We start from the raw sequence: 26204 nt of genomic DNA on the forward strand, positions 1-26204 counted from the left end.
TGCTAACTTGCTAACTTGCTAACTTGCTAAATTTAATCTTACTTGTGCATATACGCACATAACTTGTTTGTTATTAGCTATTTTCTTCTATCTAGGTACGCGCTATTCTGATGTCATTCGATAATGGAATTAATAACACATGCTTAAAAATACAAAATCTTCGTACGGTGTGGTTGCCATTTTATTACATTGGTTAATGGCGGTAATGGTGATTGGCTTATTTGGTCTTGGCTTGTACATGGTTGAACTTACTTATTACGATAGTTGGTATAAAGGTTCTTTGGATTTACATAAAAGCGTAGGGATCACCTTAGTTGCTTTATTAATTTTTAGATTTGCTTGGCGTGCATTGGGCACGCAGCCTGAGCCAGTAGCGGGCAGCAGTAAAGCGTTAAATAATGTAGCGCATACAGTACATATATTTTTATATCTACTGCTTAGCGTCATTGTGATTTCAGGGTATTTGATTTCTACTGCGGATGGTCGTGCAATTGAGGTGTTTACCTTATTTAGTATTCCCGCAATTGATTTTTCAGTAGCTAATCAAGCAGATATTGCAGGTAAAGTTCACTACTATGTGGCGTGTAGCCTCATAGGATTAGTGGTTTTACATGCTCTTGGGGCGTTAAAACATCACTTTATCGATAAAGATAAAACCTTAGTTAGAATGATAAAACCACAAAAGGATGATTAATAAATGAAAAAAATATTACTTTCAGCTGCAGTAGCAGCAACATTGTTTGGTGCTAATACTGCACACGCTGCAGATTATGTTATTGACACTCAAGGTGCCCATGCATTTGTAAACTTTAAAATTAAGCATTTAGGTTATAGCTGGTTACACGGTCGTTTTAATACTTTTGACGGCGGCTTTAGCTACGATGCAGCTAACCCAGACGCATCACAGATCATGGTTAATATTGATACTAAAAGTATCGATTCGAACCATGCTGAACGTGATAAGCATTTACGTGGTAAAGAGTTTTTAAATGTTGATAAGTTTCCAACAGCGACCTTCAAAAGTACGTCAATTAAGTTTGATGAAGAGGGTGATGAAGCTGATGTAACAGGTGAGTTTACCCTTCATGGTGTAACAAAAACGATTACCTTTGAAATCGATAAAATTGGTGAAGGTAAAGATCCATGGGGTGGTTACCGAGTTGGCTTTGAAGGTGAAACCAGTTTAAAGCTTGCTGATTTTGGTATTGATTACAACCTAGGTCCTGCATCTACACATGTTGATATTGGTTTGTATATTGAAGGTGTGCGTAAGTAAAACCTAACCTGAATTCAGGTTAAATAAATATGCTAATATTGATAAACGCCTCACTCAGTTGGGGCGTTTTTGTTTGCTTGTAACGTTGCTCTAGTAACGGTTTTAAATTATCTGGTAACCAACGTAATAACACTTCGTGGTAGGCTGGTTGTTGTTTTATTTCTTTCAGTGCTGCATTAAGCACTTCAACTTGCGCGATACCTTGCTCGGTATTAGTACAGCCAATATAGCCATAACTCAGATCGGGAGCTTCAGTCAGAGGCAATTGCATTAACTGATCTTCAAACCCCATCGATTTTGCTAAATAGTAATGCTCGCTTGGGTAGCCCAATAAAATATCAATGCGCTTTTTCTTTAACATGTAAGTCAAACTGGCAAGGGTATCGCGACCAGGTCGAATAATTATCGATGCGTCGGCACTATTATTAATTACTGCATCAATAGCATTACCGTATGATCGGCTCATAGAAATCCCCAGTGCAAGTTGGTATTGATTGAGTAGGGTTTTCAATGATGCAGGTGTACTTGTTTCAAGCTTGAGATGTTGCACAAGCTCTTGGTGAATAGCAATAGAAGGCGATAAGCCAACCGTCGAAGTCTGTTCACTAAAGCTGATGTGTTGTTTGCGGTGCGGGCTTTGGTATAGCGAGAGCATGCAGTAAGTATGATTTGGGTTAGACAGCTCCTGTATTGTGCGACTTGATGGAAAAATAGTACGGTTGAATGTATAGCTAGGAAGCTGTTGTTCTAATAAGGCGATAACACCTTCATCGCGGCCTGTTCCTGCGTATTGATCGTTAAAAATATAATAAGGGGCAAAGTCAGTGACTATCCAATCAATTGTTTTAGCATGCAAAGGAGTGCTAATTAACAATGATAAAAAAGCATAACGAAAGGCATAATGCATTAATTCAACCACAGATAAATTATTAATATACTAAGTGTAGCAGCTGTTAAATAGTTAGCTTAAAAAAAGCAAAACGCCAGCATTAGCTGGCGTCATTTAAATTGCGAGGAAGCAAATCAGTATCGATTAATTGGCTTTTAACCATTTAACAAATTGACGTGCGTCACTTGCTTTTGTAAATAAGGTATTTTTTAAACCTTGTGTATCAGAAAAAATAACACGTTGTTTATTTACTGAAATTGATTGCACTGGATGTGCGATTTGGATCATAGATCCGTTGTAACTATAAGACATAATAAAACTCACTTTTTTCTTGTTATCTTTAATGTGCGCTAATTTCTTTATTAGCTTTCAAAGCACAATTAGATAGACCGTGTTGTGTTTAGCTTCATTACAGTGTTGACGATCTTTATGACATTTATGCGACTATTTAAAAATATGCCGTAGTCTGAATTGGGGTTCTCGCCGTACAATAACTTAGCTCTATAATATACGTTTTGCGGGGATTACTGGATCAGGGTAAAGAGGTTAACCGCGAGGCTTTTTTAGGACCAAGAGGACAATCTACCCCAGTAATTTTATTTACGCAAGCATTATTTTAACTTTATTCTAGCCATTGTATTTTAACTGCTGTATTTTAATTAGCTAATCTGAAAAAGGCGTTTAGCGGTATTTTAACTGTTGTGCGGTAATTTAACTGTAAATAATAAGATTTGGCTATGGAATACATTATCGTTAGTGATATTTTTGGTAAAACCGCTCATTTGAGTCACTTTGCACGGCAATTTAACGCTAAAAGCATAATTGTCGATCCGTACGATGGGCAATTGCAGCCAGTGATTGATGAGCAATTACAGTATGATTTATTTATCACTGAGTGTGGTCACGATAACTATTTCAACAAGCTTAATACCATTCTTAGTAGAGTAACTAAACCAACTACGGTAATCGGTTTTAGTGCTGGTGGAGCCGCTGCGTGGCGAAGCCAAGCAACTGTGAAAAATTCACAGATAAAAAGATTAGTGGCATTTTATCCAAATCAAGTTCGTCATTATTTAGATTTGTCTGCCAGCGTGGCCTGCGAGTTTATTTTTGCGAAGCAAGAAGTGCACTTTGATATTCATCCTGTGCTCGCTTGTTTAGAGCAGCAAATCAAAGTGCAATGCCAGCGTGCAGACTACGGTCATGGGTTTATGAATCCCTTGTCAAAAGGCTTCGATAGCTTTGGTTATCAACAATATAGCCAATACTTGCTCACTGAAAATAATTAACTGAAATTACTATCTTGTAAAAAATCTTGGCTATACTTATTTTTTATCCAATAAAATAATTATAAATCATGACCGTACAACTACCTCCTTATAGTCACTTTTTATCAAACCCTGTTGCAAAGCCACCATGTCGAATGACTAATGCAAATATGTATGGTTTTTTTGCAAAAATAGATCAGGATAAAGTTCAACAGTATATCGATACAACGCTTAATATTGTTGCAACGGATGAGTTATATTTTAAAGGCATAGGCGAATATGCATTATTAACCTTTACCGACATAGAAAAAATTGCCTCATTAACGCCGCCTTTTAGTGAGCACGGTTGGATGCAAGAGACTGATATTATTATTTGGTTACCAGTTGCAAAGGTAGAAAAGCAAGGCAATGATGAAGATATTACTCATCTTTATTGGTATCCGGCGTTTATTTGCGTAAATAATGTTTATGCATTAATAAACGGCAGAGAAACATGGGGTTACAATAAATATTTATGTGATTACCAGATGCCCAGTTCGGTAAGTGATATAACCGACTTTTCAGTTTCATTGGATTGTTTTAAGCATTTTTCGCCAACGTCAAAATTACAATCACAGCATTTATTTTCAGTCACCAAAAACGTCAAGACGCAAAGCGATGGCTTATTATCTGTATTAGAGGACTTTGGCGAGCATGTCGCCAATTTGTTTGATGGGGATCATATTGGTATTGATTTTTCGCTATTAAAGCAGCTGTTACAGGGTTTTGTGAATCCACAGATGGATCAAATACTATTTAAGCAATTACCTGACGGGCAAGGCGATAAGGCTGTTTTTCAAGCGGTTATGCACTCTCCTTCAGAAATAAAGAAAATCCATCAATTTAAGCTACTCAGTGGTGCTTATCAGCTACATTTACAGCAACTAGATAGTTTTCCTTTAGCGCAAATGTTCGGTTTACAGCTAGGAGCGCAAGCTGTGTATTTGCCGTTTTATATCAAGATGGATTTTGACCAACTTCAAGCTACACAAATACTCCCTAAGTAAGGATCCATTATGGAGCAAGAAAAAATAGTTATTATAGGGGGGGGGGTTGCCGCAATGACGGCTGCTTTATACCTAACTGAACAACCTAATTGGCAGCAAAAAAGACATATTACAGTGTACCAACAAGGTTGGCGTTTAGGAGGAAAAGGAGCCAGTGGCCGTAATGCTGTTATGGGGCAGCGCATAGAAGAGCATGGTTTACATGTCTGGTTTGGTGCCTATGTTAATAGTTTTAAAACCATTGAAACTGTATACGACAAGCTACAGCGTCCGCCAACGAGTGCACTGAGTACCTGGCAACAAGCACTTAAACCGCATAGTTTTATTGCCCTTGAGGAGCACATTGATGAACAGTGGCAAACGTGGCCTATAGAGTTTCCTGTTTTACCTGGCAATCCAGCGAATGGGAGTTTAGATATTACCGTGTGGGACTTTGTAAAAATGACCCTTGCATGGCTAAAAAAATGGATACCACAATTTGAACTGGCCGCCAGAGTCCAAGCTAAGAGCACACAATTAACGACAAAAAAACCACGAGATAGATACCTACTACGCCATTTTCATCAACAAATTCAGACCTTGGTTTCTGATGGCAGTGAGGCATGGCAAACGTTTACCAACGATATACAAAATCTCAATCAAGAAATCACTTCAACACCTAGCTTACTTGTCGATAAATTAAATAGCTTTGTGCAAAGTAACAACACACTGCAGCCACAAATTTCTGAGAAGAAAGATAGTTTAGTGATTTGGTATATTGTCAGAAAACTAAAACGCTGGATTAACCAAGAGTTAACCGAGTTACTGGATGACAATGCAGAGTTGAGGCGTATTTATATTTGTGCCGATTTAGCGATAGCGATGCTGGTTGGATTGATTAAAGATAAAGTTTATCGCGATGGTTTTGGGGTCATTAACAAGTATGATTTTCGTCAATGGTTATTAAAAAATGGTGCGAATAAACAATACAGTGTCGATTCTTCGCCCGTGCGTGGTTTTTATGATTTAGTGTTTGCCTACCCACAAGGTGATTTTAAAAAACCAAATGTAGAAGCTGGAGTTGCTGCACTTGCCATGCTTAGAATCGCATTGTGTTATCGCGGTGGGGTAATGTGGAAAATGCAGGCGGGAATGGGCGATGTTATTTTTGCGCCATTGTATGAATTATTAAAACAAAGAGGCGTCAACTTTGAATTCTTCCATCAACTACAGCAACTTACACCTGGGATTGATGAAAGTGGCCAAAACTGTGTTGCTTCTGTGTTATTACAACAGCAAGTGAGTTTAAATAACTCATCAGAGTATCAGCCATTAATTGATGTGAAAAACTTAGCTTGCTGGCCAAGTGAGCCTCTTTATCAGCAGATAAACCACGAGCAGGCCCTGTTACTAAAGCAGAATAATATTAATTTAGAATCATTTTGGAGTGATTGGCCCAGCTGTTACCAAGCACATTTTGGCGCACAACTACCAACTAAAACACTGCAGTTTAAAGATGATTTTGACCGGCTGATCCTTGGGGTCTCAGTTGCTTCATTAGAGCATGTTTGCCCACAATTATTAGCAATAGACGACAACTTTGCTGCTCAGGCTAAAAATGTTCTTTCGGTAGCAACACAAGCCAGTCAGATTTGGTTAAATAAAACAGATCAACAGTTAGGTTGGCAGTATATGCCGCCAAGTGAAGAAGGGCCTATTTTGAGTGGTTTTAGCGAACCGTTTGATACTTGGGCTGCAATGCAAAACTTAATTGATAAAGAGCAGTGGCCTGCAAGCAATAGTCCGCAGAATATTGCCTATTTTTGTAGTGCATTTCCTTGTCAAGAGTACCCACCACAGAGTGATCATGGTTTCCCTGCACGGGCAAAAGCACAAGTAAAAACTAACTTAACACAACTATTAACAACTAATATGCAGCCATTATGGCCGTTAGCTTATAACGATAATGACTTTGATTGGTCTATTTTATATACACAGCATGACGTGCCAGAATCAGCGCGCTTAGATCAACAGTACTGGCGAGTGAATGTTGATCCAAGTGAGCGTTATGTGCTGTCGGTTTCAGGTTCCAGTCAATATCGTTTAGCAACTGATGGCACGCAATTTAGTAATTTATTTATTACCGGCGATTGGATCAAAACAGGTGTTAATGCAGGCTGTGTTGAAGCGGCGGTTATGGCTGGAATGCAAACAGCACGAGCACTGTGTGGGTATCCGCAGCAGATCAGTGGTGAAAATGCCTTTGAAGCGCAGTAAAACTAGCTAATTAATGGATAACTTGGCGACTTTAATCAATAAATTAGTCTATAATCGTAAATAATTACAATATCTTTACATTGTCGGTATTAAGGTTCACCATCTAATGAAAAGCCAACGTTATCCTTTTTCAAATCATATATTGCTGCTGTGCTCGTCGAGCCTCGTTTTTGCTGTGGCTGCACAGGCAAAAAATGATGATTCGAGTGGCTCTAGCCAAAGCCTCGAAGTCATTGAGGTGTTCGCCCAAAAACGCGCGCAGGCAATAGAAGATGTTAGTATTGCCATTAGTCAGGTTAAAGGTGACAGCCTTAAAAACCAACATTATAAAGATTCAACAGAGTTATCGGTATTCGCGCCTAATTTAAAAATCAGCCAAAATGCGGCTGAAGGCACGCCACCGGCGGTAAATATCCGAGGGGTTGGTTTAGTTGACTACAATACGGCGAACACCTCGCCTGTGGCTATTTATGTAGACGACATTGCCGTAGGATCTGCAAGTAATCAGATCGTTAACTTCTTTGATATTGAGCAAGTGGATATTTTGCGTGGTCCGCAGGGGACTTTATTTGGCCGCAATTCAACTGGCGGAGCAATTTTAATTCGCACTAAACGTCCTGAATTTAACGAGTCGGGGTATTTAACAGTGGGTATAGCAAATAATAACGCGTTTAGTTTTGATGCTATGTATAACAATCAATTAAGTGATAATAGCGCGTTTCGTGTTGCTTTAAATCATCAAGACTATGACTATTCAACCAGCAATACTTTTGCACAATCACCTACCGCTGGAATGCAACAAACCAATGCACGGTTATCACTATTAAGTGATTTTGATACTGTACAGGTATTGTTACAAGCGCACCTCGAAGATTGGCAGGGTATTGTGCAGCCTGTCGGTAATATCGGTGTAGTGGCGGATCCATTAACAGGTCAGTTATGTAGTCCTAGCGAAGCTGGTTCGACAAATTGCTATGATAACTTTGGCTTCAATGATGCCAGTGACGACTTTTACACGGTTAAAGTGAATAACGATTCTCCGCATAAAACGGATGGTAAAGGGTTTAGTGCACATATTAATTGGCAATTAAATGAGTTTAACGAAATTATTTCGATTAGTAGTTATAACCAATTAGAGCGCGATCATGCATTTAATTGTGATGGCTCACCAGCGCGATTATGCGAAGGAAATCTAGGTTTAGATACTCACTTATTTAGCCAAGAGTTACGCTTGCAAACGCAATGGAACAAACATACTTTAACCAGTGGTTTATATTACGCAGATGAATCAATCAAACAAGATAATATTAACGATATTTTAAGAGATTATCGCGGTATATTAGCCACCGACTTAACCGCAACCTTCTTCTATGATAACCAAATTGACACGCAAAATATTGCCGCTTTCAGCCAGTTAGACTATCAACTTAATTCAGATTGGTTGCTAAGTGTTGGACTACGTTATTCCTATGAGTCACTTGATTATGACTCAGTGGCACAATTAAATATGGTAGTTGATCCGAGTGATTTAGCAGGGATTTTAGTGCCATTTTATCATGTGCAAGGCGAGCAATCCGATAATGGTTTTTCTGGTCAGTTTGCTGTGAACTACCTTATTAACGATACAACCCATGGCTATTACCGTTTTGCAAATGGGATTAAAAGTGGGGGTTATAATGGCGGGTTTTTATCTTCCCCTGAGCAAGCCGAATTAGCTGACTATGGCAAAGAGCGTCTCAATGCGCATGAAATTGGTACTAAATCATGGTGGCCTGAGCAAGGTGTGCGGTTTAATTGGGCTGCTTTTTATTATGATTATAATGATCAGCAAGTGTTTATGAACCAACCATCAGACTCACCACAAAAGCCACCCGTGCAATTATTAGAAAACGTTGGTGATTCAGTGATCTATGGCCTTGAAGCTGAACTCGATTATCAAGCGACTAAAGCACTTTCAATGCGTTTTGCGATGGGTTACATTCCCCATGCGGAATTTGAAGAATTTGTTGATCCTTTGGGTAACAGTTTGACTCATAATCGGCTGCCATTTACATCAAAGTGGAATGTGAGTGCAGGCGTAGAATATCGTTTAGAGCTTGCTGGTAATCCCTTAACAACACAATTACTAGTGGATTATCAATCAGACTATTATTTTGATCAAAACCAAAATCCGTATGCTATGCAAGATGGTTACAGTTTAGTCAATGGTAATATTCGTTATCAATTAGATAACCTAGGTTTTGTACTGTGGGGGAAAAATTTATTTGCCAGTGAGTACAGTAATTTGAAGTTTGATTTGAGCTCTTTCCTTGGCATGTTGGAAGATTTTAAAGGGGAAGGTCGTCGCTATGGTTTGGATATTAGTTATCAGTTCTAATCTTTTTGTCATTAAACTGAGGCGTATTGTATGCTGTTAAAAGCAATACAAGGTTTTTGCTATGTAGTCTTTTTAGGCTTGCTAACAATATATGTCTGCGAAGTGCGAGCAACACAGTCAGCGGATGTGTTTGTTTATACAGAGCAACAACAAGATATAAATTTGTTTCAAGTTGGTACCTTATTAGCGGCAAGTTATGAAGGGTTTCCTGATAACAGTACTCAGATTGCGACGTGGCTTGACAATAAAAAACCACAAACAAGTACCACATATTATGGCGGAAGTTATTGGTTAGTTGTCGAACTTGAAAATCAGACTCAGCTAGCTGAATTAGTGTTGTTCCCTTACAACACCTTAGTATCGCGTATTGAAACACGTGTATATGATATGGCCGATCCCACATCTGAGGCCGCGCGTTACGTAACAGGGGGGATTGAAAAAAACGAATTTGCTTTTCATTACGGCAATAAAATAGCCCTTACACCAGGCAAGCGTTACTTTTTGATCACCAAGTATGAAAGTGACTACTTTTACACTCCTCCTAAACTGGTATTAAAACCCTATGCAGACTTCTTTACCCAGGTCACCATCGAAAATATGGTGATGATGTTGTGCTTTGGAGTAGGCATTGCGCTGGGTTTGTATAACTTATTAATATATTTTGGCGCACGGGATGTAACCCACCTTTATTACGCCTTATTTACAGCATGCTGGGTATTTGCCTGGAGCCAGTTTTTCCATATTCCAGATCAACTATTTGGTTTTTATAATGCCCATTTTCATTGGCTAGGGTTTGTTTTAATACCATTAACTAACATATTATTTTTCAATAATTTGCTTAAGCTAAAAGACAGTTTTCCACAATTAGCCAAAGCATCAATTATATTAGCTGTGGTGGCAACCGCAGGTTTGCCTTTCGCTGCTATGTGGCCAGGTTTTGGGTTTATTTGGGCAACAATAGTAACGGGGTGCACCTTATGCTTAGGCATGTACATAGGGGTTCGCAGTTGGATGAGTGGTTTTAAACCCGCGCGATACTTTGTCTTTGCTTACCTAGCGATGGCAATTCCTAATATGGTGGGAAATTTAACTAATTTAGGTGTACTGACGCCGATTGCAATCGATTTGTACCTATTAGGTTTGATTGGCACCGCCTTAGATGCGATGTTACTCGCGTTTGCAGTGGCAAATAAATTTAGTATTTTACATGATGAGAATGTTGAGCTTACTAAAAACCTCGAGCAAAAAGTGCAATTGCGTACGCAGGAGTTACAACAATTGGCGTCAGAACTCACTGATGCCAGTGAAGCTAAGAGCCGTTTTTTAGCAAATATGAGTCATGAAATACGTACGCCAATGACCTCTATTATAGGCTACGCAGATGGTATTATTTTAGGCGATATTAAGCCTCACGAACGAAATCATGGTATTCGGGTTATTTTACAAAACAGCCGCCATGTTTTAGGACTCATAAACGACATACTTGATATGTCAAAAATTGAGGCCAATCGCCTTGAAATTGATTTAGTCGAGACTGACTTATTTGCAACCATTGCGCATATAGAATCGCTATTAGGCAAACAAATTCGTGATAAAGGTCTTAAATTTAAAGTTGATTACCAATTCCCACTGCCTGATTGGATTATTTCTGATCCAACCCGATTACGACAAATATTGTTAAACTTAACAGCTAATGCATTAAAATTTACCACGGTAGGGCATATTCAATTAGTGGTGAGTTGCACTAAAGAGCAGCTTATCATTAAAGTTAAAGACACCGGCATTGGGATGACTGAGGCTGAGCAACAAGACTTGTTCACGCCGTTTTATCAGGCTGACTCATCGATCTCACGTAAATATGGCGGTACAGGACTCGGTTTAAATATTTCAAAAAGTTTAGCCGAAAAGTTAGATGGTAATATCACCGCTCATTCCCATGTTGGCAGTGGCAGTGAGTTTAGCCTCAATATCGCGCTATATATGCCTGAACGAGTGCGTTGGATCAATAGTTTTGATGAGATCTCTATAAGCAAAGAAAAAGAGCTGCCAAGTCAAGATCAGCGAAATCTCGTGGGTGAAGTGCTGGTAGCGGAAGATCATCCTGAAAACCGTGAACTGATCAAACGTATTTTAGAGCGAATGGGGTTAACGGTTACTGCGGTAGAAAATGGCAAAGATGCAGTGCAAGCGACCCTAGATCATCAATTTGATTTGATTTTATTAGATATTCAAATGCCAGTAATGGATGGTGAACAAGCGATTCATATTATGCAGGCAACAGGATTAACGACACCCATTGTTGCCCTTACAGCAAATACTATGAAGCATGAAGTTGATCGCTATCTAAAACAAGGGTTTATTGATCATATAGGCAAACCAATTGACCGCAGTGAATTTAGTCATAAAATTGCTAGTTATTTAGATATCGAAATGCTTGAAGATGTAAAATTGCCAGAGCATGAATTTGAGGTGCTTAAACAGGTGTACATAGAAGGGCTTAAAAAGCAGCGAGAAACAATAACCAAGCAATATACAGATGGCGATATGACAGGGTTTGCACAAAGTGTTCATATGCTAAAAGGAACTGCTGGAATGTTTGAGTGCGAAACATTGTACCAACATGCAATCAAGTTAGACAAAGCCCTTAAAGCCGATAGCGTGATGTTAGATAGCCATTTAGTTTATCAAGTGTTTGATGAAATTGATGATATTTTATGTCACTCACCTCAGTAAAATAAGCTGCTCACGGGTAATGTCCGGAAAATCAGTACGCTGTGTATAACGGGCATATAAGGTTGAAAAAATGGCGCTGCGTGAAAGCTGATCAAATGTTGTGATCAGTTTTTTTGCTGTTGTTTTTGAGCTATAACAACACTCGCGATAGCGTTTTATTAATTGTGTCAAGCTTTGTCCTTGTTGCTGTAAAGCCAGCTCTGCTTCAATAAAAAATGCGCTACCACTCCAATAAACTCTTTGTTGTGCACCTTGTTGCCACATATCGTCGGCAAGTTCACTTAATGGCTGTTGCTTTGTTCGAGTTTGCTGACGTCCGCGTTCAAGCCCTGCAGATAGTCGTTGTATAAATTGCTTCCTAGTGATCACTTTACTATCACGCATTATTATATTTTGCATATAGGTTGCAAATCCTTCACTTAACCAGAAGCCCGAATAGGGTAGTAACGGTAAGTAAAGGTGTGCCATTTCATGGTAGAGGGTCCAGTCATCGCGTAATTGTGTAAAACTGGCAAAGCGATCAAAATGTAACTCTATGCCACCTGGATCACCACGGCGCACACTTCCCCAAGGCACGGGTTCAAATGCAATATACCGAGGGTGTAAATAAATGGGTAAATTAGAGTATGGCAGTGGGCCTAAAGTTGCCTGAGTTTGCTCAAGACTAAAATTCAGCCATTGCAGTATTATCTGCTGCTTGCTTTTTGACAGCTCGGTTAATCCTTGAGGATCAAGCTGGGCTGCGAAAACAGATGTACTCGCTAAACAAGTAACGAATAAAATTCGATTAAACAGTTTCATATCTGGTACTTAATGGTTTTTAATTGCTCACAAAAGACCGAGTAAAGCATAAAATCCGTTCACTATTTTATTGTTGAATGATAAGTATAGATGCTAAAACCACGACACTCACTGCCAACCATGGTTTAATGTTTATATGATATTTTATAATAAAAATATGGCAGGTTATGGGTTATCAACACATTGAAATCCCACCTCAGGGTGAACAAATTAGCATTGATAATAAAGGCGTGTGGCATATTCCGGCGCAGCCGATCATTGCTTATATTGATGGTGATGGAGTAGGGCAGGATATCTCCCCTTGTATGCGTGACATTGTGAACCATGCTGTGCAGTTATGTTATCAAGGAGTGCGAAAAATTCACTGGATGGAAGTCTTTAACGGTGAAAAAGCTGCGCAGCTATATGATGGGGATTGGTTTCCGCAAGAGACGATTCATGCGGTTCGGCAATTTAAAATAGCGATTAAAGGGCCTTTAACCACGCCGATTGGCGGAGGTTTTCGTTCACTCAATGTTGCTCTTCGTCATGAAATGGATTTATTTGTAAATATGCGGCCGATTAAAGGCTATTGCGCATTACCGTCACCGTTAAAAAAACCTGAAAATACCAATATTGTTGTGATCCGCGATAGCTCTGAAGATGTGTACTCTGGAATTGAATGGCAAGCTGGCAGTGTCGAAGCCGAAAAAATGCTGGATTTTTTATGCCAAGAAATGGGCGTAACCCGTCTGCGCTTTGATCAACAATGTGGTATTGGCATTAAAAATATTTCTAAAGAAGGGTCAGAGCGGCTAGTGCGCTATGCAATAGCGTATGCGCTTGAACAAAATAGTGACTCGGTAACGGTTGTGCATAAAGGCAATGTACTTAAATTTACTGATGGTGCGTTTAAGCGTTGGGGGTTTGCCGTGGCGCAAACTGAGTTCTCAGCAATACCACACAGTAATGGCCGTTGGCTAGAAATACCACGTGAGGGCTTGGCACCGTTAGTTATTAAAGAAGTGATTGCAGATAACATGCTCCAGCAAGCGTTAATGAATCCTGAGCAATTTGATGTAGTGGTAACAACCAACCAAAATGGCGATTATCTAGCAGATATGTTGACTGCACAAGTGGGTGGTATTGGTATTATGCCCACAGCAAATTTAAATAATGAAGTGGCTTTTTTTGAACCAACTCATGGCACGTTTGAGCGTATTGCTGGACAAAATAGTGCAAATCCTACCAGTAGTATTTTAAGTGCGGTGATGATGCTACGGTTTATGAATTGGCACGAAGCGGCCAACAGTATAGAGCTGGCTTTGCAACAGACATTTATAGCCGGTGAAGTGACCTTTGATTTACAGGCAGAGCAGCAAAACTCGACCATCCTCAGTTGCAGTGATTTTACACAAAGGATAATCGAGCGTTTAAAAGTTTCATGAGCTACGCTGCATTGGCGTTGTAGAGCTTTGCACGATACATGCAAGGGCGATTAGTCAGTGTTGCAGCACGTTGATAAATTGCTTTTGCATTGTGTTCATCGCTTGGTGTACCGCTTAATGTATCCATTAAAGCAACAACAATAATAGCTGGCACCTGACAGCAATATTCATCTAATACCGCAGTTGTTGTTTGTGCATCAACATGACAATGCGGGTGATTATGCTCAACTTGATACGCATGCAATAACGTTTGTACATCTAAACTGTCATTGTCAAAATGTTTGTTTTTACGACATTGACAGCCAAATTCATCAACCAGAGTCGCCAATGCTTGGTAAACATCATTACACTCAAGGGTGGTTTGCTTACAAAGTTGTTGTTCGATGAACGCATGTAAATGGCCGTCGATAAATAATCCGTCTTGTTGGGTGAAGCTTGCTGTAGTTTGCATCATAATGTTGTCTCTCAGTGTTAGTGGTTAACTCATTTGGTATGACTTCACTGTAGCCCTAAGCACACTATTTATGAAATTGTTGTTTTCAATAACTGATATTGATTTAATCAATAATAACTAGAGAGCTCCATTTTAATTAGAGCTTTCTAGCGATCAGCAATCGTATTAGCAAACGCTTGCAGTTCGCGGCGTAACCATTGGTGTGGGCTGGCATGATGCAGTAATGGGCTCCACAGCATTTTTACTTCAATTGGGACAATTTGAAACGGCACAGGACTAATCACTAACTCGGTATGTTTAGTTAGCAGCATTGCTTGTCGTCTTGGTAGAGTGGCGATCAGTTGTGGCGATTGGCATAGCAAACTTGCCACCATGTAATGACGAGTAAACACCCGAATATGACGGGTTTGTTCAAGCTGCCAAAGAGCTTCGTCTACCCATCCCAGCTTTTGGCTACCTGATTTATTCGTGACGGCAGCTTCAGCCCCCCAGCCTGCACGATTTACCCAAATATGCTCTGACGCTAAGTATTGCTCTAGATCAGGCTGTTTTAAGTATGGGTTAGCTGGATGCATTAAACAGCAATAGTTATCGCGCCAGACACTGGCCTGATGAAAAGACCGTGGTAGGCCGTTGAAGCGATTGATGGCTAAGTCAATGCTGCCCTTTTCCATATCTTGCAGGCTAACATCGCTGGGGCTAAGCACATCAAAATTAAGTCCTGGATGTTTATTGAGTTGCTGGGTAATAAAAGGCGCGACTAGCGTTGATTCTAAATAATCATTCGCCATAATTCTAAAGGTGAGTTCGCCAGTGGTTGGATCAAACATATCACTGGGTTGGGTTATTGCCTCAGCCATTTTTAACAGCGCTTCTATTTCAGGTTTTAAACTCAGCGCTTTTGCAGTAGGAGTCATAGAGCCTGCGGCACGAACTAGGAGCGGATCGTCAAATAAATCACGTAAACGTTTTAGTGCATTACTCATTGCAGGTTGGGTTAATGCTAATTTATTTGCCGCTTTCGAGACATTTCGCTCATCTATCAGTACATTTAAGTACACAAGCAAGTTGAGATCGACATTTCTTATATTCATTTGATCAATCTTATTCATTCGCTGTATTAATTATCTAAATTAAAGCGTGCTTGCTAAGGTGTGTAAACCACTAAATAGACATAGTCATCATAAGTGATAGAAATATGCTAGAGCTAAAAACAGCAAATACGTTATCGACTCAAACTAACAACGCAATTGAGCAAGTCATTGCGACCAAATTAGCGCGTGCCGTATTCGCAGGCTTTGAAGCGATGTTTGCTGAGTTTTTAAATATTACCTTAGGTGCACAAAGTCGTTTTGAGCAACGGCAATGGCAAAATGTACAATCGGCAATGCGTGAGCGTTTACAAGTATATGAAAGGAAAGTTAAAAATGTTAGTGAAGCGGTGCGAGTCATTGCATTTAAAGAGCTCAACGATCCGCGACTGTGGCAGCAGGCAAAGCATATTTATGGCCAAATGGTGCAAGATCATGAAAACCAACCGATTGCGCATACATTTTTTAATTCAACTTTTGGCTCGATTTGGGATGATAAAAAAATACGCACCGTGCATTTATTTGTTTTAAAAGCCAAATACCGCGCTAAATCTCGGCCATTTGATAATTTAGTAAGTCGTATTTCATTGCAAAATGGCTTTAGCCAGGCGGTGGAGCAACTTATTTATCGACAAGCTTTTCGGGTTGGATTTACAGATTTAGCTCATGATGTTGATATTTTGCAGCGTACTTTGGCGTTAGGTGCGCAGCAGCAATGTCGTCAAGTGTATGAGCTGATGAATTTAAACGATGGCTATATTGAATACGCTAATTCACTGTTTTTTAGAAATAAAGCCTGCTACTTAATAGGTCGTTGCATTGCTAAAAATGGCGATAACATGCCCTTTGCTGTCGCTATTTTACATACCCAAAGCGGTTTAAAGCTTGATGCGGTGATGATGGGCGCAGATCAACTGAGTTTATTATTCGGCTTTGCTCGCACCTACTTTATGGTTGATACCGACCAACCCGCGCGCTATGTAGATTACTTATCAGTGCTAATGCCACATAAGCAACGATTTGAATTATTCAATGCCATTGGCTTTATTAAACATGCCAAAACAGAGTTTTATCGCTATAAGGTCGACACCACCAACAATAGTCCCATAGATGATAAGTACATTATTGCCCCCGGCACGCCAGGCATGGTGATGCTAGTATTTACCACTGCTGGCTCAGATTATGTTTATAAGGTAATAAAAGATAAATTTAGCGCGCCTAAAACATCAACCAAAGCACAGGTGATGGCAAAATACGACTTTGTAAAACAAGCGGATAGAGTCGGCCGTTTAGTCGACACCCATGAATTTCGCTATTTAGCATTTGATTTAAATCGTTTTAGCGATGAATTGCTTACCCATATGCGAGCGAGTATCGGCTCAAGTATGGCTATTGCAAATAAAGCCTTAGTGCTTAAGCATGTATACGTTGAGCGCAAAATGACACCACTTAATTTATACATCAATCAATGTGACGATAAACAATTGAATAATGTAATGCTTGATTACGGCAAGGCGATCAAAGAGTTAGCTGGGGCTAATATTTTCCCCGGTGATATGTTGATGAAAAACTTTGGTGTGACCCGTTGGGGGCGCGTGGTATTTTATGATTATGATGAAATTTGCCCATTAACGGATTGTAACTTTAGAAACTTACCGAGCAGTGAAAATAGTTTTGATGAACTAAGCAGCGAAAGCTATTTTGATGTTGCCGAAAATGATGTATTCCCGAGTCAGTTTAAAGTGTTTTTTAGTGCTGATCAGCAAGCATTTAGTCATTTTTGCCAGCAACATCAAGACTTATTTAGTCCTGATTTTTGGCTGCAGTGCCAAGCTGATATCAATGCTGGGCAATTGGCTGATGTGTATCCATACAAACAAAGTTGGCGATTTTAGCCGGGGGTTATTACCCATAAGTCTGATTAATTTTGGGCGTGTAAAAAGGTAAAGTTTCATAAAACAAAATCCAAGGAAAATCATGAAATCTCTATTATTAGCAAGTTTACTCATCACCTCACCGCTGGTTTTAGCTAACCCGCTATTAGGTAGTTGGGAGTTTGTGGAAGGGAAATATGCAGTTGAACAAGGTTATGTGACTGCCAAAGCACCAGAGTTGACCTCAGTTAAACTAATAACCGCCACTCATTTTAATTACATCACCCAAAAAAATGGCCAGTTTCATTATGCAGGTGGCGGGCAGTACACCTTAAAAAACCAACAATTTGTAGAGACTTTTGTTTACGGTAACATTGAATCGTTGCTTGGCAAAACCATGGCTTTTGATTACAAAATTGAAGGAGATTTGTGGCATCATTCTTTAACAGAAAATGGTAAGTTAGTTGAAGCCGAAGTGTGGCGTAAAATCGATTAACTCATCAATTCAGGAGCTGCAATGCAATTTATTTCTCATCAAGATCAGCATTTAACATTAAGCGACACCGCTAAACCGCAATTAAAAACTAATGAAGTGTTAATTAAAGTTGCTGCTATCGGCGTGAACCGCGCTGATTGTATGCAACGTCAAGGTAAGTATCCAGCGCCACAGGGCGACAGCCCCATTCTAGGGCTTGAATGCGCAGGCACTGTGATTGAGCTTGGCACCGAGGTTGATCAAAGCTGGCTTAATAAAGCGGTATTTACTTTGTGTGCAGGCGGTGCATATAGCGAATATGTGGCGGTCGATGCCGCACAATTAATGGCTTTACCAAGTGATTTAACTATGGCGCAAGGTGCAGCGATCAGCGAAGTATATTTAACCGCGTTTGGTGCGTTATTTCAACTTGGTAAGTTACAAGCAGGGCAAACAGCACTGATCCATGCAGGCGCAAGTGGCGTGGGTGGGGCAGCTATACAAATGGCTAAACGTATTGGGGCAACGGTTGTTATTACCGCAGGTAGCGATGAAAAGTGCGAACATGCCAAAGCGCTTGGTGCCGATCATGTAATCAACTACAAAACCGACGATTTTGTTGCTTACATGCAAAACCATGGTTTAACGGCGAACGTGATTGTTGATCCGGTATCTGGGCGCTATTTAAGTAAAAATGCAGCAATCGCTGCAATGGATTGCCAAATAATTATGCTGGCATTTTTAGATGGTCGCTTCGCAGAAGTAGATTTTGCACTCTTGTTACAAAAGCGTATTTCGTTTCATGGCTCAACACTGCGCAATCGCAGTCAAGCGTTTAAACGCCAACTACGCGATGAGTTTGTAGCAAAATTTTATGACGATATAGCAAATCAACAGTTTGATTTTAATATTTATAAAACGTTGCCTTGGCAAGACGCTGGTGAGGCACACGCGATTCTTGAACGAAACGAAAATGCCGGAAAAGTTGTATTATTAGTTCAGTAGTTTAAAAACCAATATTTGCCCATATAACTATGGGCAACTATAAAGCGATTTAAGGCAAAAACATGAACCCAATTATAGCAACATTAAAAGAGCACAATGTTAGCGATGAAAAAGTACACGAACTTTTTCAAGCATTTACTCAAAACCCAATGATGGCAATGGCACTTGTGCAGCAACTCGGTATTCCACCAGAGAAGTTACAAGCACTAATGGGCTTGGTAATGACTCAGCCTCATTTAATCAAAGAAGCCGCTGATTCACTTGGTATTGGTGAAGGTGAGCTTGAAAAAGCTAAGCAGCAGTTGAAAAACCAATAACGAGCTATCAATGAGAGTACATTTAGTTACTCTCATTTGTTAAGCATGCAATTATTAAGCAATGTCTATCGTGTAAGCGGCCAATAAGTTTTGCATTTTTTGTTGTTCATGTGCGGCAAACTCGATGCCCACACTTAAACGATCTCCCTGCATTTGATTGTTGCGCACATGCGCACTGATCACCACGGCACTGTTGTCGATAGGCGATAGAACATGCACAAACACGGGGCGTTTTTTAAGCGCTAAAAACCCTGAATTAACATGCACAGTAAAGCGACAACCAGTCGGTGAAATATCGATGATCAAACCTTGCAATAGATTTTCACTGTCATAAGTATGCGATTTATTAATGCTAATCTTTGCTGGTATATGGGTTTGTAAACGGCTGACTTCACGCAGTTGCCTACTCTCAATATTCTTAGGGTAAGCAAGGTAAAGTAATTTTTCTGGTCGAAAAGAAATAGCTAATATAGTGGTCGAAAAAGCGACGCACTCCCCACGTTCACCTTCGACTATATAGCGTACAATTGCGCCATTGCCTTCTTTTAACACATCAGCATATTGGCTTTTTTTTGCTTGGACAGGGTACTTTAAAATTAAATACTTACCAGCTTCATAGCCAACTAAAGAGAGTTTAAATCTGACACTTAATGGGTTGGTGAACTGAATGTCGATTAATTTACCTGGCAGTAAGTCTAAGCAAAACTTAGCTTTGCTAGCTTGCGCTGGTCTGTCTTGTGTAATTTCCATATATACGTAGTTATTATTATTTGTTTCCAAATAGTATCCATCAAAAGAACTAAAAAATCACTACGAAAAACGACTGGTATTAGTTTATAAGCCTTAATTAATAAAAGTAATACACGCCTTGTTACAAAGTTGATTGAACTGATAAATATCTGCTTTGTCTATTAAATAACATACTAACTTATGGAACAAAACTGTGAAATACCTTTATAAAATATGGAAAAATAACCGCTCGTTAATCGTATTTATCTCGCTGATGTGTGTTTTTAGAAGTGCAGTGGCTGACTGGTACGAAGTACCCACAGGTTCAATGCAGCCAACCATTGTTGAGGGCGACCGTATATTGACAGATAAAATGGCGTATGACCTACGAGTGCCTTTTACTAAAATTTCGCTGGTTAAACTAGCCGAGCCACAGGCCGGTGATATTATTGTATTTGATTCTGTTGCTGCACAAAATCGCCTAATAAAAAGAGTAATAGGTGTACCGGGCGACACTGTTGCTTTAGTTAATAATCAACTTGTTATTAATGGTGAAAAGCTTAATTACGAAACTGTAGCTGAAACCGCCATAAACCGAGTGGAAATAGAGAATTTGCATGGCATAAAACATACCGTAAAACTCGCTAAGCAGCGCTCTTATATGCAAAATTTTGATCCACTTATCATCCCTACAGATATGTATTTAGCAATGGGGGATAACCGTGATAACAGTGCTGATTCACGAGTAATAGGCTTAGTACCAAGAGCTGAATTGCTCGGAAGGGCAAAGCGGGTGATAGTTTCACTGGATTACGATGACTATTATTTACCACGTAAAAACAGGCTTCTAAAAGAATTACAGTAATAGTAAGCGCTGTTATAGTCTGGTAAAGGATAGCACTGATAAAAGATAGTAGTGCAAAAAATAACAGCGCTAAAACTTAAAATAGCTTAGCGATTAAATTTAGCGTTGTTGACTCTCACCTAACAATAAACTGTATATAAAAATAGTGTTTATGATTTTGTCAGATATTACTGATCTCTAGCATTTTTGTATATTGCTGCATTTGTAAAAAATGAGGTGAAGTTAACTAGTTGTTTACAGGTATCTGTTTGATAGCTAAGATAAATGCATTATAATATATGGATATTTTTCTGTTTGTAAAAAGATAAATGTCGTAGATAAAATTGTTATACCTTCAAGGAAGCTCAGTGAAACTTTTAGTTTTGTTATTTTTATTTACTTCAATATCAACTTTTTCTTGTGATAAAAAAAGCGAAATAAAGAAAGTAGCGGCGTTTATAACTCAAGATAATTTCGCTGATTTATCAGAAATAACGGTTTATTACCCTGTTAATTATGGTGTTGCTGAGGCTGTAAGAGCTGTAATCTCTCTAGGTGAAATTGATAGGGTAACCTTGTATGTTCCTACAATTATTTCTGAACCACATGCTTTTGAAAGCAATCATGAGCTAGCTGATTATAAAGTATCAACCTTTACAATTAAGACTGATACGATAAATGAGGCTTATATTACTGTGAATTACCGAGCTCCGAAGAAAAATGATGGCTTAATCACTTTTTGTATGGGACCTTTTCGAGTCTATAAAATAAGTGAATTACCGATAAAGAAGGTATAATAAACGCATCAGAAATGACTTCAAACGCTTGGCTGGCGCTCATTCTTCGCTAATTATAGCCAAGCATTTTCCGCAATTTATGCGCGTGTTAACTTAACTAAACATGGTGCCCATATTGAGAGATTCTGAAAGGCTGAAATATGCAGTCATCTTATCTTTCGCCAGTTGGCCACTATTCATTTGGCTGGGCACAGATCTCGTCGGTAGCTTTTGCGCACTTTCAGGGTTTATAGTTGGCTATTACTTTGCTCCAATAACTCACAGACAAACCAAAAAGTACCAAGTACAGCTTTTAGGTTTGGGCATGGGCTTTCTAGCTCTGTATTTATCGAGCTTTTTAAGAAGTATATTTGAGTTAATTTCAGGTGAGCCTTTTAAAGGTGTAGGTTACTACTTAATATCAGCACTAACAGGGCCTTATTTTGGTCTAATGTTTTTCGGTATGCCACTTATAATTTTTTCTTTTACCAATTATATGATTTGGCTATGGTCATCCAAACTTTAAGTTAACCGGGTAGCCGCAGGTCGCTAACTTCAGCACCTACAATTTTATGTGCTGGAAAAACAATTTGTTGTGGCAATTAAAAAAGCCGTTGTTTAAAACAACGGCTTTTTAGTGTTAACTAGTTAAAGTCGAATTACATTACACGCATACCTGGCTCTGAGCCGTCGTCTGGGTTTAAAATATAGATTTCTTTACCGCCAGGGCCTGCTGCTAGTACCATGCCTTCTGACATGCCAAAGCGCATCTTACGTGGCTTCAGGTTGGCAACCATAACCGTTAGTTTGCCTTCAATATCTTCTGGCGCATAAGCTGATTTAATACCAGCAAATACTTGGCGTGTTTCGCCGCCTAAGTCGAGCGTTAGTTTAAGTAGCTTATCAGCGCCTTCAACGTGCTCTGCTTTGGCTATTTTAGCTACACGTAAATCTACTTTGGCAAAATCGTCAAATTCGATTTCAGCTGCAATAGGCTCTTTTGCCAAAGGGCTGTTTGGATCGATTTTGTCTTTTGCAGCGAGTAAGCTTTCTTTTGATTCTTCGACCATTTTATTTACTTTATCCATTTCTACACGTTGCATTAACGGTTTAAATTTATTGATCGGGTGGCTAACAAGCGCAGTTTGCGCGCCTTGCCAAGATAGATCATCATTTAAGAAGTCTTCTACGTTTGCCGCCATACCCGGTAATACTGGTTTTAAGTAAGTCATTAGCACGCGGAATAAGTTAAGCCCAAGCGAACATACTTGGTGAGCTTGTTCTTGTTTCGTTTCGTCTTTGATTAATACCCATGGTGCTGAGGTATCAATAAATTGGTTTGCTTTATCAGCAAGCGCCATTATTTCACGAATAGCACGGCTATAATCACGGTTTTCATAGTGCTGAGCAACGGTATCGGTAGCTGCTTGGAATTCAGCTAATAATTGCGGCTCCATGACAGTGTCACTTAATTTACCGTCAAACTTTTTAGTAATAAAACCGGCGCAACGGCTGGCAATGTTAACCACTTTACCAACTAAGTCTGAATTTACACGTAGTGCAAAGTCTTCTAAGTTTAAGTCAAGATCGGTGATGCCGCTGTTAAGTTTAGCAGCGTAGTAATAACGTAAAAACTCAGGGTCGAGGTTGTCTAAATATGTACGCGCTTTAATAAACGTGCCTTTCGATTTAGACATTTTAGCGCCATTAACCGTTACAAAACCATGCGCGAATACATTGGTTGGCTTTCTGAATTTTGCGCCTTCAAGCATTGCTGGCCAAAATAAGCTGTGAAAGTAGATAATATCTTTACCGATAAAGTGGTAAAGCTCAGCGTCAGAGCCTTCTTGCCAAAATGCATCAAAGTCGATGCCTTGTTTGTCGCATAAGTTTTTAAAGCTGGCCATGTAACCAATTGGCGCATCAAGCCAGACATAAAAATATTTACCAGGCGCACCAGGGATTTCAAAGCCAAAGTAGGGCGCATCGCGGCTGATATCCCACTGTTGCAGGCCATCGGCAAACCATTCGTCTAGTTTGTTAGCCATTTCTTGCTGAATAGTGCCGGAGTGAAGCCACTCTTTTAACATGCCTTCAAATGCTGGCAGGTCAAAAAAGTAATGCTCAGAGTCTTTAAGTACTGGCTCAGCACCTGACATCACAGAGCGCGGGTTGATAAGCTCTGTTGGGCTATATGTTGCGCCACATGCGTCACAGCTGTCGCCATTTTGGTCTTCAGACTTACAAGTTGGGCACGTACCAGTTACAAAGCGATCGGGTAAGAAAATGCCTTTTTCAGGGTCAAATAACTGTGAAATAGTATGCTTTTTGATATGACCGGCATCGTTTAAGCGATTATAAATAAGCTCGCTGAATTCTTTGTTTTCTTGGCTGTGGGTGCTGTGGTAGTTATCAAATTTAATATTGAAGTCTGCAAAGTCACGTTGACGTTCAATGCTGACATTTTTTACCATTTCTTCCGGCGTGATCCCTTGCTTTTGTGCATTGAGCATAATTGGCGTGCCATGGGCATCGTCGGCGCAAACATAATAAGCTTCGTGGCCTTGTAGTTTTTGAAAACGTGACCAGATATCAGTCTGAATATATTCCAATAAATGGCCTAAATGTGTTGGGCCGTTGGCATAAGGTAATGCACTGGTAATGAGGATCTTTCGCTGTGCCATAATCATTCCGAATTGACGGTTCCTGTTAAGGAACGGATGAAAATCATAATATTATCAGCAAACCTAAAGGAAACACCTTCGTGGTTGGCCGATTTTCATTAATTGACTGGTGTTAATGCCCTGAATGTTACATAATTCCGAGGCAATTTTCATCAAAGAAACACTATTTTATTGTTATGTTTGGATTGTCGAAACTATTCTCCTCTAAATCGGTGCAAAAACAACCGATTCTTACTGCCTTAGCAGGGTATCGCAGTGCCGCTTTTGCTGTCGGCATTGATGAAAAATTCATTAAAAGCATTGAATCAAAAACTGATAAATCAATATTGCTTCATTTAACGCTGCCATTTGCTGCGTTATCTGAAATGCCAAAGGTAGCAGCGTTTGTAAGCCAACAACTTAATCAAGCAGTGACAATTAACGCAAGCATTGAGCTGACTGAAGCATGTAAGTTCAAAGCGATAAAACATATTGTGTTGATTGCATCAGGTAAAGGTGGTGTGGGTAAATCAACCACCGCGGTAAATTTAGCGGGCGCACTCAAAGCTGAAGGCGCGAAAGTGGGGATTTTAGATGCGGATATTTATGGCCCGTCTATTCCAATGTTGCTAGGCCTTGAAGGAGCAACACCCACGGCTAAAAATGACAAGCAATTGCTACCATTTGACGCTAATGGCATCAAAGCACAATCAATTGGCTTTTTAGTGCCTAGTGATGATGCCACTGTTTGGCGCGGACCGATGGCGTCGGGCGCATTAACGCAACTGTTAAATGAAACTGCATGGGGTGAGCTTGATTACCTGATTGTAGATATGCCACCAGGAACTGGGGATATTCAACTTACTATGAGTCAGAAAGTACCTGCCAGTGGCACGGTGATTGTGACGACTCCGCAAGATTTAGCACTTGCTGATGCGCAAAAAGGCATTGCCATGTTTAATAAAGTGAATGTGCCAGTATTGGGCTTGATTGAAAATATGAGTCATTTTTTGTGCTCACACTGCGGCGAACCAAACCATGTATTTGGTAAGGATGGCGCAATAAAATTAGCTCAGCGTCATGGTGTGCCAGTGTTGTCGCAAATTCCTTTGGCGATTGATATTCGCGAATACTCAGAGCAAGGCAAATTAATCGCCATGGATAATCAGGCTGCGGTGAGTGAAACTTATGCTGACGCTGCGCGGCTGATTGCCAGTATGCTTTACTATCAACAACCCCATCATAATTCAGTCGCAATTGTGATTACGGATGATTAACTAATGAGATTATCAGATACCCATATTAAAGAATATATTGCCCAACAGCGTATTATTATTGAGCCAAGTCCGACCGATGAAATGATTTCTGGGGTAACGGCAGATTTACGTTTAGGTAATAAGTTTCGTGTATTTCAAGATCATACAGCAGCTTATGTTGATTTAAGTGGTCCAAAAGATCAGCTTAATAAAGCAATGGAATCAATAATGAGCGATGAAATCGTGTTAAAAGAGGGCGATGCATTCTTTTTACACCCAGGTGAATTAGCCCTTGCGATGACCTATGAAAAAGTCACGTTGCCGGCAGATATCGTTGGCTGGCTTGACGGCCGTTCATCTTTGGCACGTCTAGGTTTAATGGTGCATGTGACGGCCCATCGGATTGATCCCGGTTGGTCTGGTAATATCGTGTTAGAGTTTTATAACTCCGGTAAATTGCCGTTGGCATTACGACCTATGATGAAAATCGGCGCTATGAGCTTTGAGACCATGTCAGGTCCTGCTGAAAACCCGTACAATACACGCAAAGATGCCAAATATAAAGATCAAACCAGCGCAGTTGCAAGTCGTATTAGTGATGATAGTAACTAATTAAAATACATTTTTAAAATAAAGGCTTATCACTT

Annotated in this window: 24 protein-coding genes; 17 read left to right on the plus strand and 7 right to left on the minus strand. The window is 39.8% G+C overall.

The window, feature by feature from the left end:
- Positions 1 to 139: 139 nt before the first annotated feature.
- Positions 140 to 694 carry a cytochrome b gene (locus tag H5200_RS14410; RefSeq protein WP_149981004.1) on the plus strand — a complete coding sequence of 185 codons (555 nt, stop codon included), beginning with the start codon at positions 140 to 142 and terminating at the stop codon, positions 692 to 694.
- A 3-nt stretch (positions 695 to 697) separates the two neighbouring features.
- Entirely contained in the window at positions 698 to 1276 is a 579-nt protein-coding gene (locus H5200_RS14415) for a YceI family protein (RefSeq protein ID WP_145233661.1), read from the plus strand.
- Positions 1277 to 1295: 19 nt separating this feature from the next.
- Here the strand turns inward: H5200_RS14415 and H5200_RS14420 are convergent, their stop codons facing one another.
- Positions 1296 to 2183 carry a TIGR02285 family protein gene (locus H5200_RS14420; protein WP_182717919.1) on the minus strand — a complete coding sequence of 296 codons (888 nt, stop codon included), beginning with the start codon at positions 2181 to 2183 and terminating at the stop codon, positions 1296 to 1298.
- A gap of 126 nt (positions 2184 to 2309) precedes the next feature.
- Positions 2310 to 2453, minus strand: a complete 144-nt coding sequence (locus H5200_RS14425; RefSeq protein ID WP_182717921.1) for a hypothetical protein — start codon at positions 2451 to 2453, stop codon at positions 2310 to 2312.
- 449 nt (positions 2454 to 2902) lie between these two features.
- On the opposite strand from H5200_RS14425, the gene H5200_RS14430 reads away from it, so the two are divergent.
- From H5200_RS14430 to H5200_RS14450, 5 genes are all read left to right on the plus strand, one after another.
- Positions 2903 to 3454, plus strand: a complete 552-nt coding sequence (locus H5200_RS14430; protein WP_149981006.1) for a dienelactone hydrolase family protein — start codon at positions 2903 to 2905, stop codon at positions 3452 to 3454.
- A gap of 68 nt (positions 3455 to 3522) precedes the next feature.
- Positions 3523 to 4479 (plus strand): acetoacetate decarboxylase family protein, encoded by a 957-nt coding sequence (locus H5200_RS14435; RefSeq protein WP_182717918.1) that lies wholly within the window; start codon positions 3523 to 3525, stop codon positions 4477 to 4479.
- Between the two features lie 9 nt (positions 4480 to 4488).
- Positions 4489 to 6735: an NAD(P)-binding protein gene (locus H5200_RS14440; RefSeq protein ID WP_182717917.1), complete on the plus strand. Its 2247-nt coding sequence runs from the start codon at positions 4489 to 4491 to the stop codon at positions 6733 to 6735.
- Between the two features lie 106 nt (positions 6736 to 6841).
- Positions 6842 to 9112, plus strand: a complete 2271-nt coding sequence (locus H5200_RS14445) for a TonB-dependent receptor (RefSeq protein WP_182761719.1) — start codon at positions 6842 to 6844, stop codon at positions 9110 to 9112.
- A gap of 30 nt (positions 9113 to 9142) precedes the next feature.
- Positions 9143 to 11845, plus strand: a complete 2703-nt coding sequence (locus tag H5200_RS14450) for a 7TM diverse intracellular signaling domain-containing protein (RefSeq protein ID WP_149981010.1) — start codon at positions 9143 to 9145, stop codon at positions 11843 to 11845.
- Here the strand turns inward: H5200_RS14450 and H5200_RS14455 are convergent.
- Positions 11834 to 12646: a hypothetical protein gene (locus H5200_RS14455; RefSeq protein ID WP_182761720.1), complete on the minus strand. Its 813-nt coding sequence runs from the start codon at positions 12644 to 12646 to the stop codon at positions 11834 to 11836. The two genes, H5200_RS14450 and H5200_RS14455, sit on opposite strands and share 12 nt — an antisense overlap.
- Positions 12647 to 12813: 167 nt before the next feature.
- Here H5200_RS14455 and icd point away from each other — a divergent pair, with 167 nt between their 5' ends.
- Positions 12814 to 14073, plus strand: coding sequence for an NADP-dependent isocitrate dehydrogenase (gene icd / locus H5200_RS14460; protein WP_182761721.1), 1260 nt, complete (start codon positions 12814 to 12816; stop codon positions 14071 to 14073).
- A 1-nt stretch (position 14074) separates the two neighbouring features.
- Here icd and H5200_RS14465 read toward each other — a convergent pair whose 3' ends face one another.
- Positions 14075 to 14524, minus strand: coding sequence for a hypothetical protein (locus tag H5200_RS14465; protein ID WP_149981184.1), 450 nt, complete (start codon positions 14522 to 14524; stop codon positions 14075 to 14077).
- A gap of 149 nt (positions 14525 to 14673) precedes the next feature.
- Complete coding sequence (locus tag H5200_RS14470; RefSeq protein ID WP_145233680.1) at positions 14674 to 15621, minus strand: LysR family transcriptional regulator; 948 nt, start codon at positions 15619 to 15621, stop codon at positions 14674 to 14676.
- A 104-nt stretch (positions 15622 to 15725) separates the two neighbouring features.
- On the opposite strand from H5200_RS14470, the gene aceK reads away from it, so the two are divergent.
- The 4 genes from aceK (at position 15726) to H5200_RS14490 (ending at position 19289) form a co-directional block, all read left to right on the plus strand.
- Positions 15726 to 17513, plus strand: coding sequence for a bifunctional isocitrate dehydrogenase kinase/phosphatase (gene aceK, locus H5200_RS14475; protein ID WP_182761722.1), 1788 nt, complete (start codon positions 15726 to 15728; stop codon positions 17511 to 17513).
- Positions 17514 to 17595: 82 nt separating this feature from the next.
- Positions 17596 to 17988: a hypothetical protein gene (locus H5200_RS14480; protein ID WP_182717912.1), complete on the plus strand. Its 393-nt coding sequence runs from the start codon at positions 17596 to 17598 to the stop codon at positions 17986 to 17988.
- A 21-nt stretch (positions 17989 to 18009) separates the two neighbouring features.
- Entirely contained in the window at positions 18010 to 18972 is a 963-nt protein-coding gene (locus H5200_RS14485; protein ID WP_182717911.1) for a zinc-binding dehydrogenase, read from the plus strand.
- A gap of 62 nt (positions 18973 to 19034) precedes the next feature.
- The gene (locus H5200_RS14490) at positions 19035 to 19289 is read left to right on the plus strand and encodes a DUF2999 family protein (protein ID WP_149981015.1); all 255 of its coding nucleotides are present in this window, start codon (positions 19035 to 19037) and stop codon (positions 19287 to 19289) included.
- A 54-nt stretch (positions 19290 to 19343) separates the two neighbouring features.
- Here H5200_RS14490 and H5200_RS14495 read toward each other — a convergent pair whose 3' ends face one another.
- Positions 19344 to 20069 (minus strand): flagellar brake protein, encoded by a 726-nt coding sequence (locus tag H5200_RS14495; RefSeq protein WP_257325865.1) that lies wholly within the window; start codon positions 20067 to 20069, stop codon positions 19344 to 19346.
- Between the two features lie 163 nt (positions 20070 to 20232).
- On the opposite strand from H5200_RS14495, the gene lepB reads away from it, so the two are divergent.
- The 3 genes from lepB (at position 20233) to H5200_RS14510 (ending at position 22164) form a co-directional block, all read left to right on the plus strand.
- A complete protein-coding gene (gene lepB / locus H5200_RS14500) occupies positions 20233 to 20883 on the plus strand; it encodes a signal peptidase I (protein WP_182717909.1) in 651 nt (216 codons plus the stop codon).
- A 347-nt stretch (positions 20884 to 21230) separates the two neighbouring features.
- Positions 21231 to 21659 (plus strand): hypothetical protein, encoded by a 429-nt coding sequence (locus tag H5200_RS14505; protein WP_182717908.1) that lies wholly within the window; start codon positions 21231 to 21233, stop codon positions 21657 to 21659.
- Between the two features lie 115 nt (positions 21660 to 21774).
- Entirely contained in the window at positions 21775 to 22164 is a 390-nt protein-coding gene (locus tag H5200_RS14510; protein ID WP_182761723.1) for a hypothetical protein, read from the plus strand.
- 133 nt (positions 22165 to 22297) lie between these two features.
- On the opposite strand, the gene metG is transcribed toward H5200_RS14510, so the two are convergent.
- Positions 22298 to 24322 carry a methionine--tRNA ligase gene (gene metG / locus H5200_RS14515; protein WP_149981018.1) on the minus strand — a complete coding sequence of 675 codons (2025 nt, stop codon included), beginning with the start codon at positions 24320 to 24322 and terminating at the stop codon, positions 22298 to 22300.
- 176 nt (positions 24323 to 24498) lie between these two features.
- On the opposite strand from metG, the gene apbC reads away from it, so the two are divergent.
- Positions 24499 to 25578 carry an iron-sulfur cluster carrier protein ApbC gene (gene apbC / locus H5200_RS14520; RefSeq protein ID WP_182761724.1) on the plus strand — a complete coding sequence of 360 codons (1080 nt, stop codon included), beginning with the start codon at positions 24499 to 24501 and terminating at the stop codon, positions 25576 to 25578.
- Between the two features lie 3 nt (positions 25579 to 25581).
- Positions 25582 to 26169, plus strand: a complete 588-nt coding sequence (dcd, locus tag H5200_RS14525; protein WP_145233702.1) for a dCTP deaminase — start codon at positions 25582 to 25584, stop codon at positions 26167 to 26169.
- Positions 26170 to 26204 lie beyond the last annotated feature (35 nt).

This window comes from Pseudoalteromonas sp. SG43-7 (assembly GCF_014164295.1).
Lineage (GTDB): Bacteria > Pseudomonadota > Gammaproteobacteria > Enterobacterales > Alteromonadaceae > Pseudoalteromonas > Pseudoalteromonas rhizosphaerae.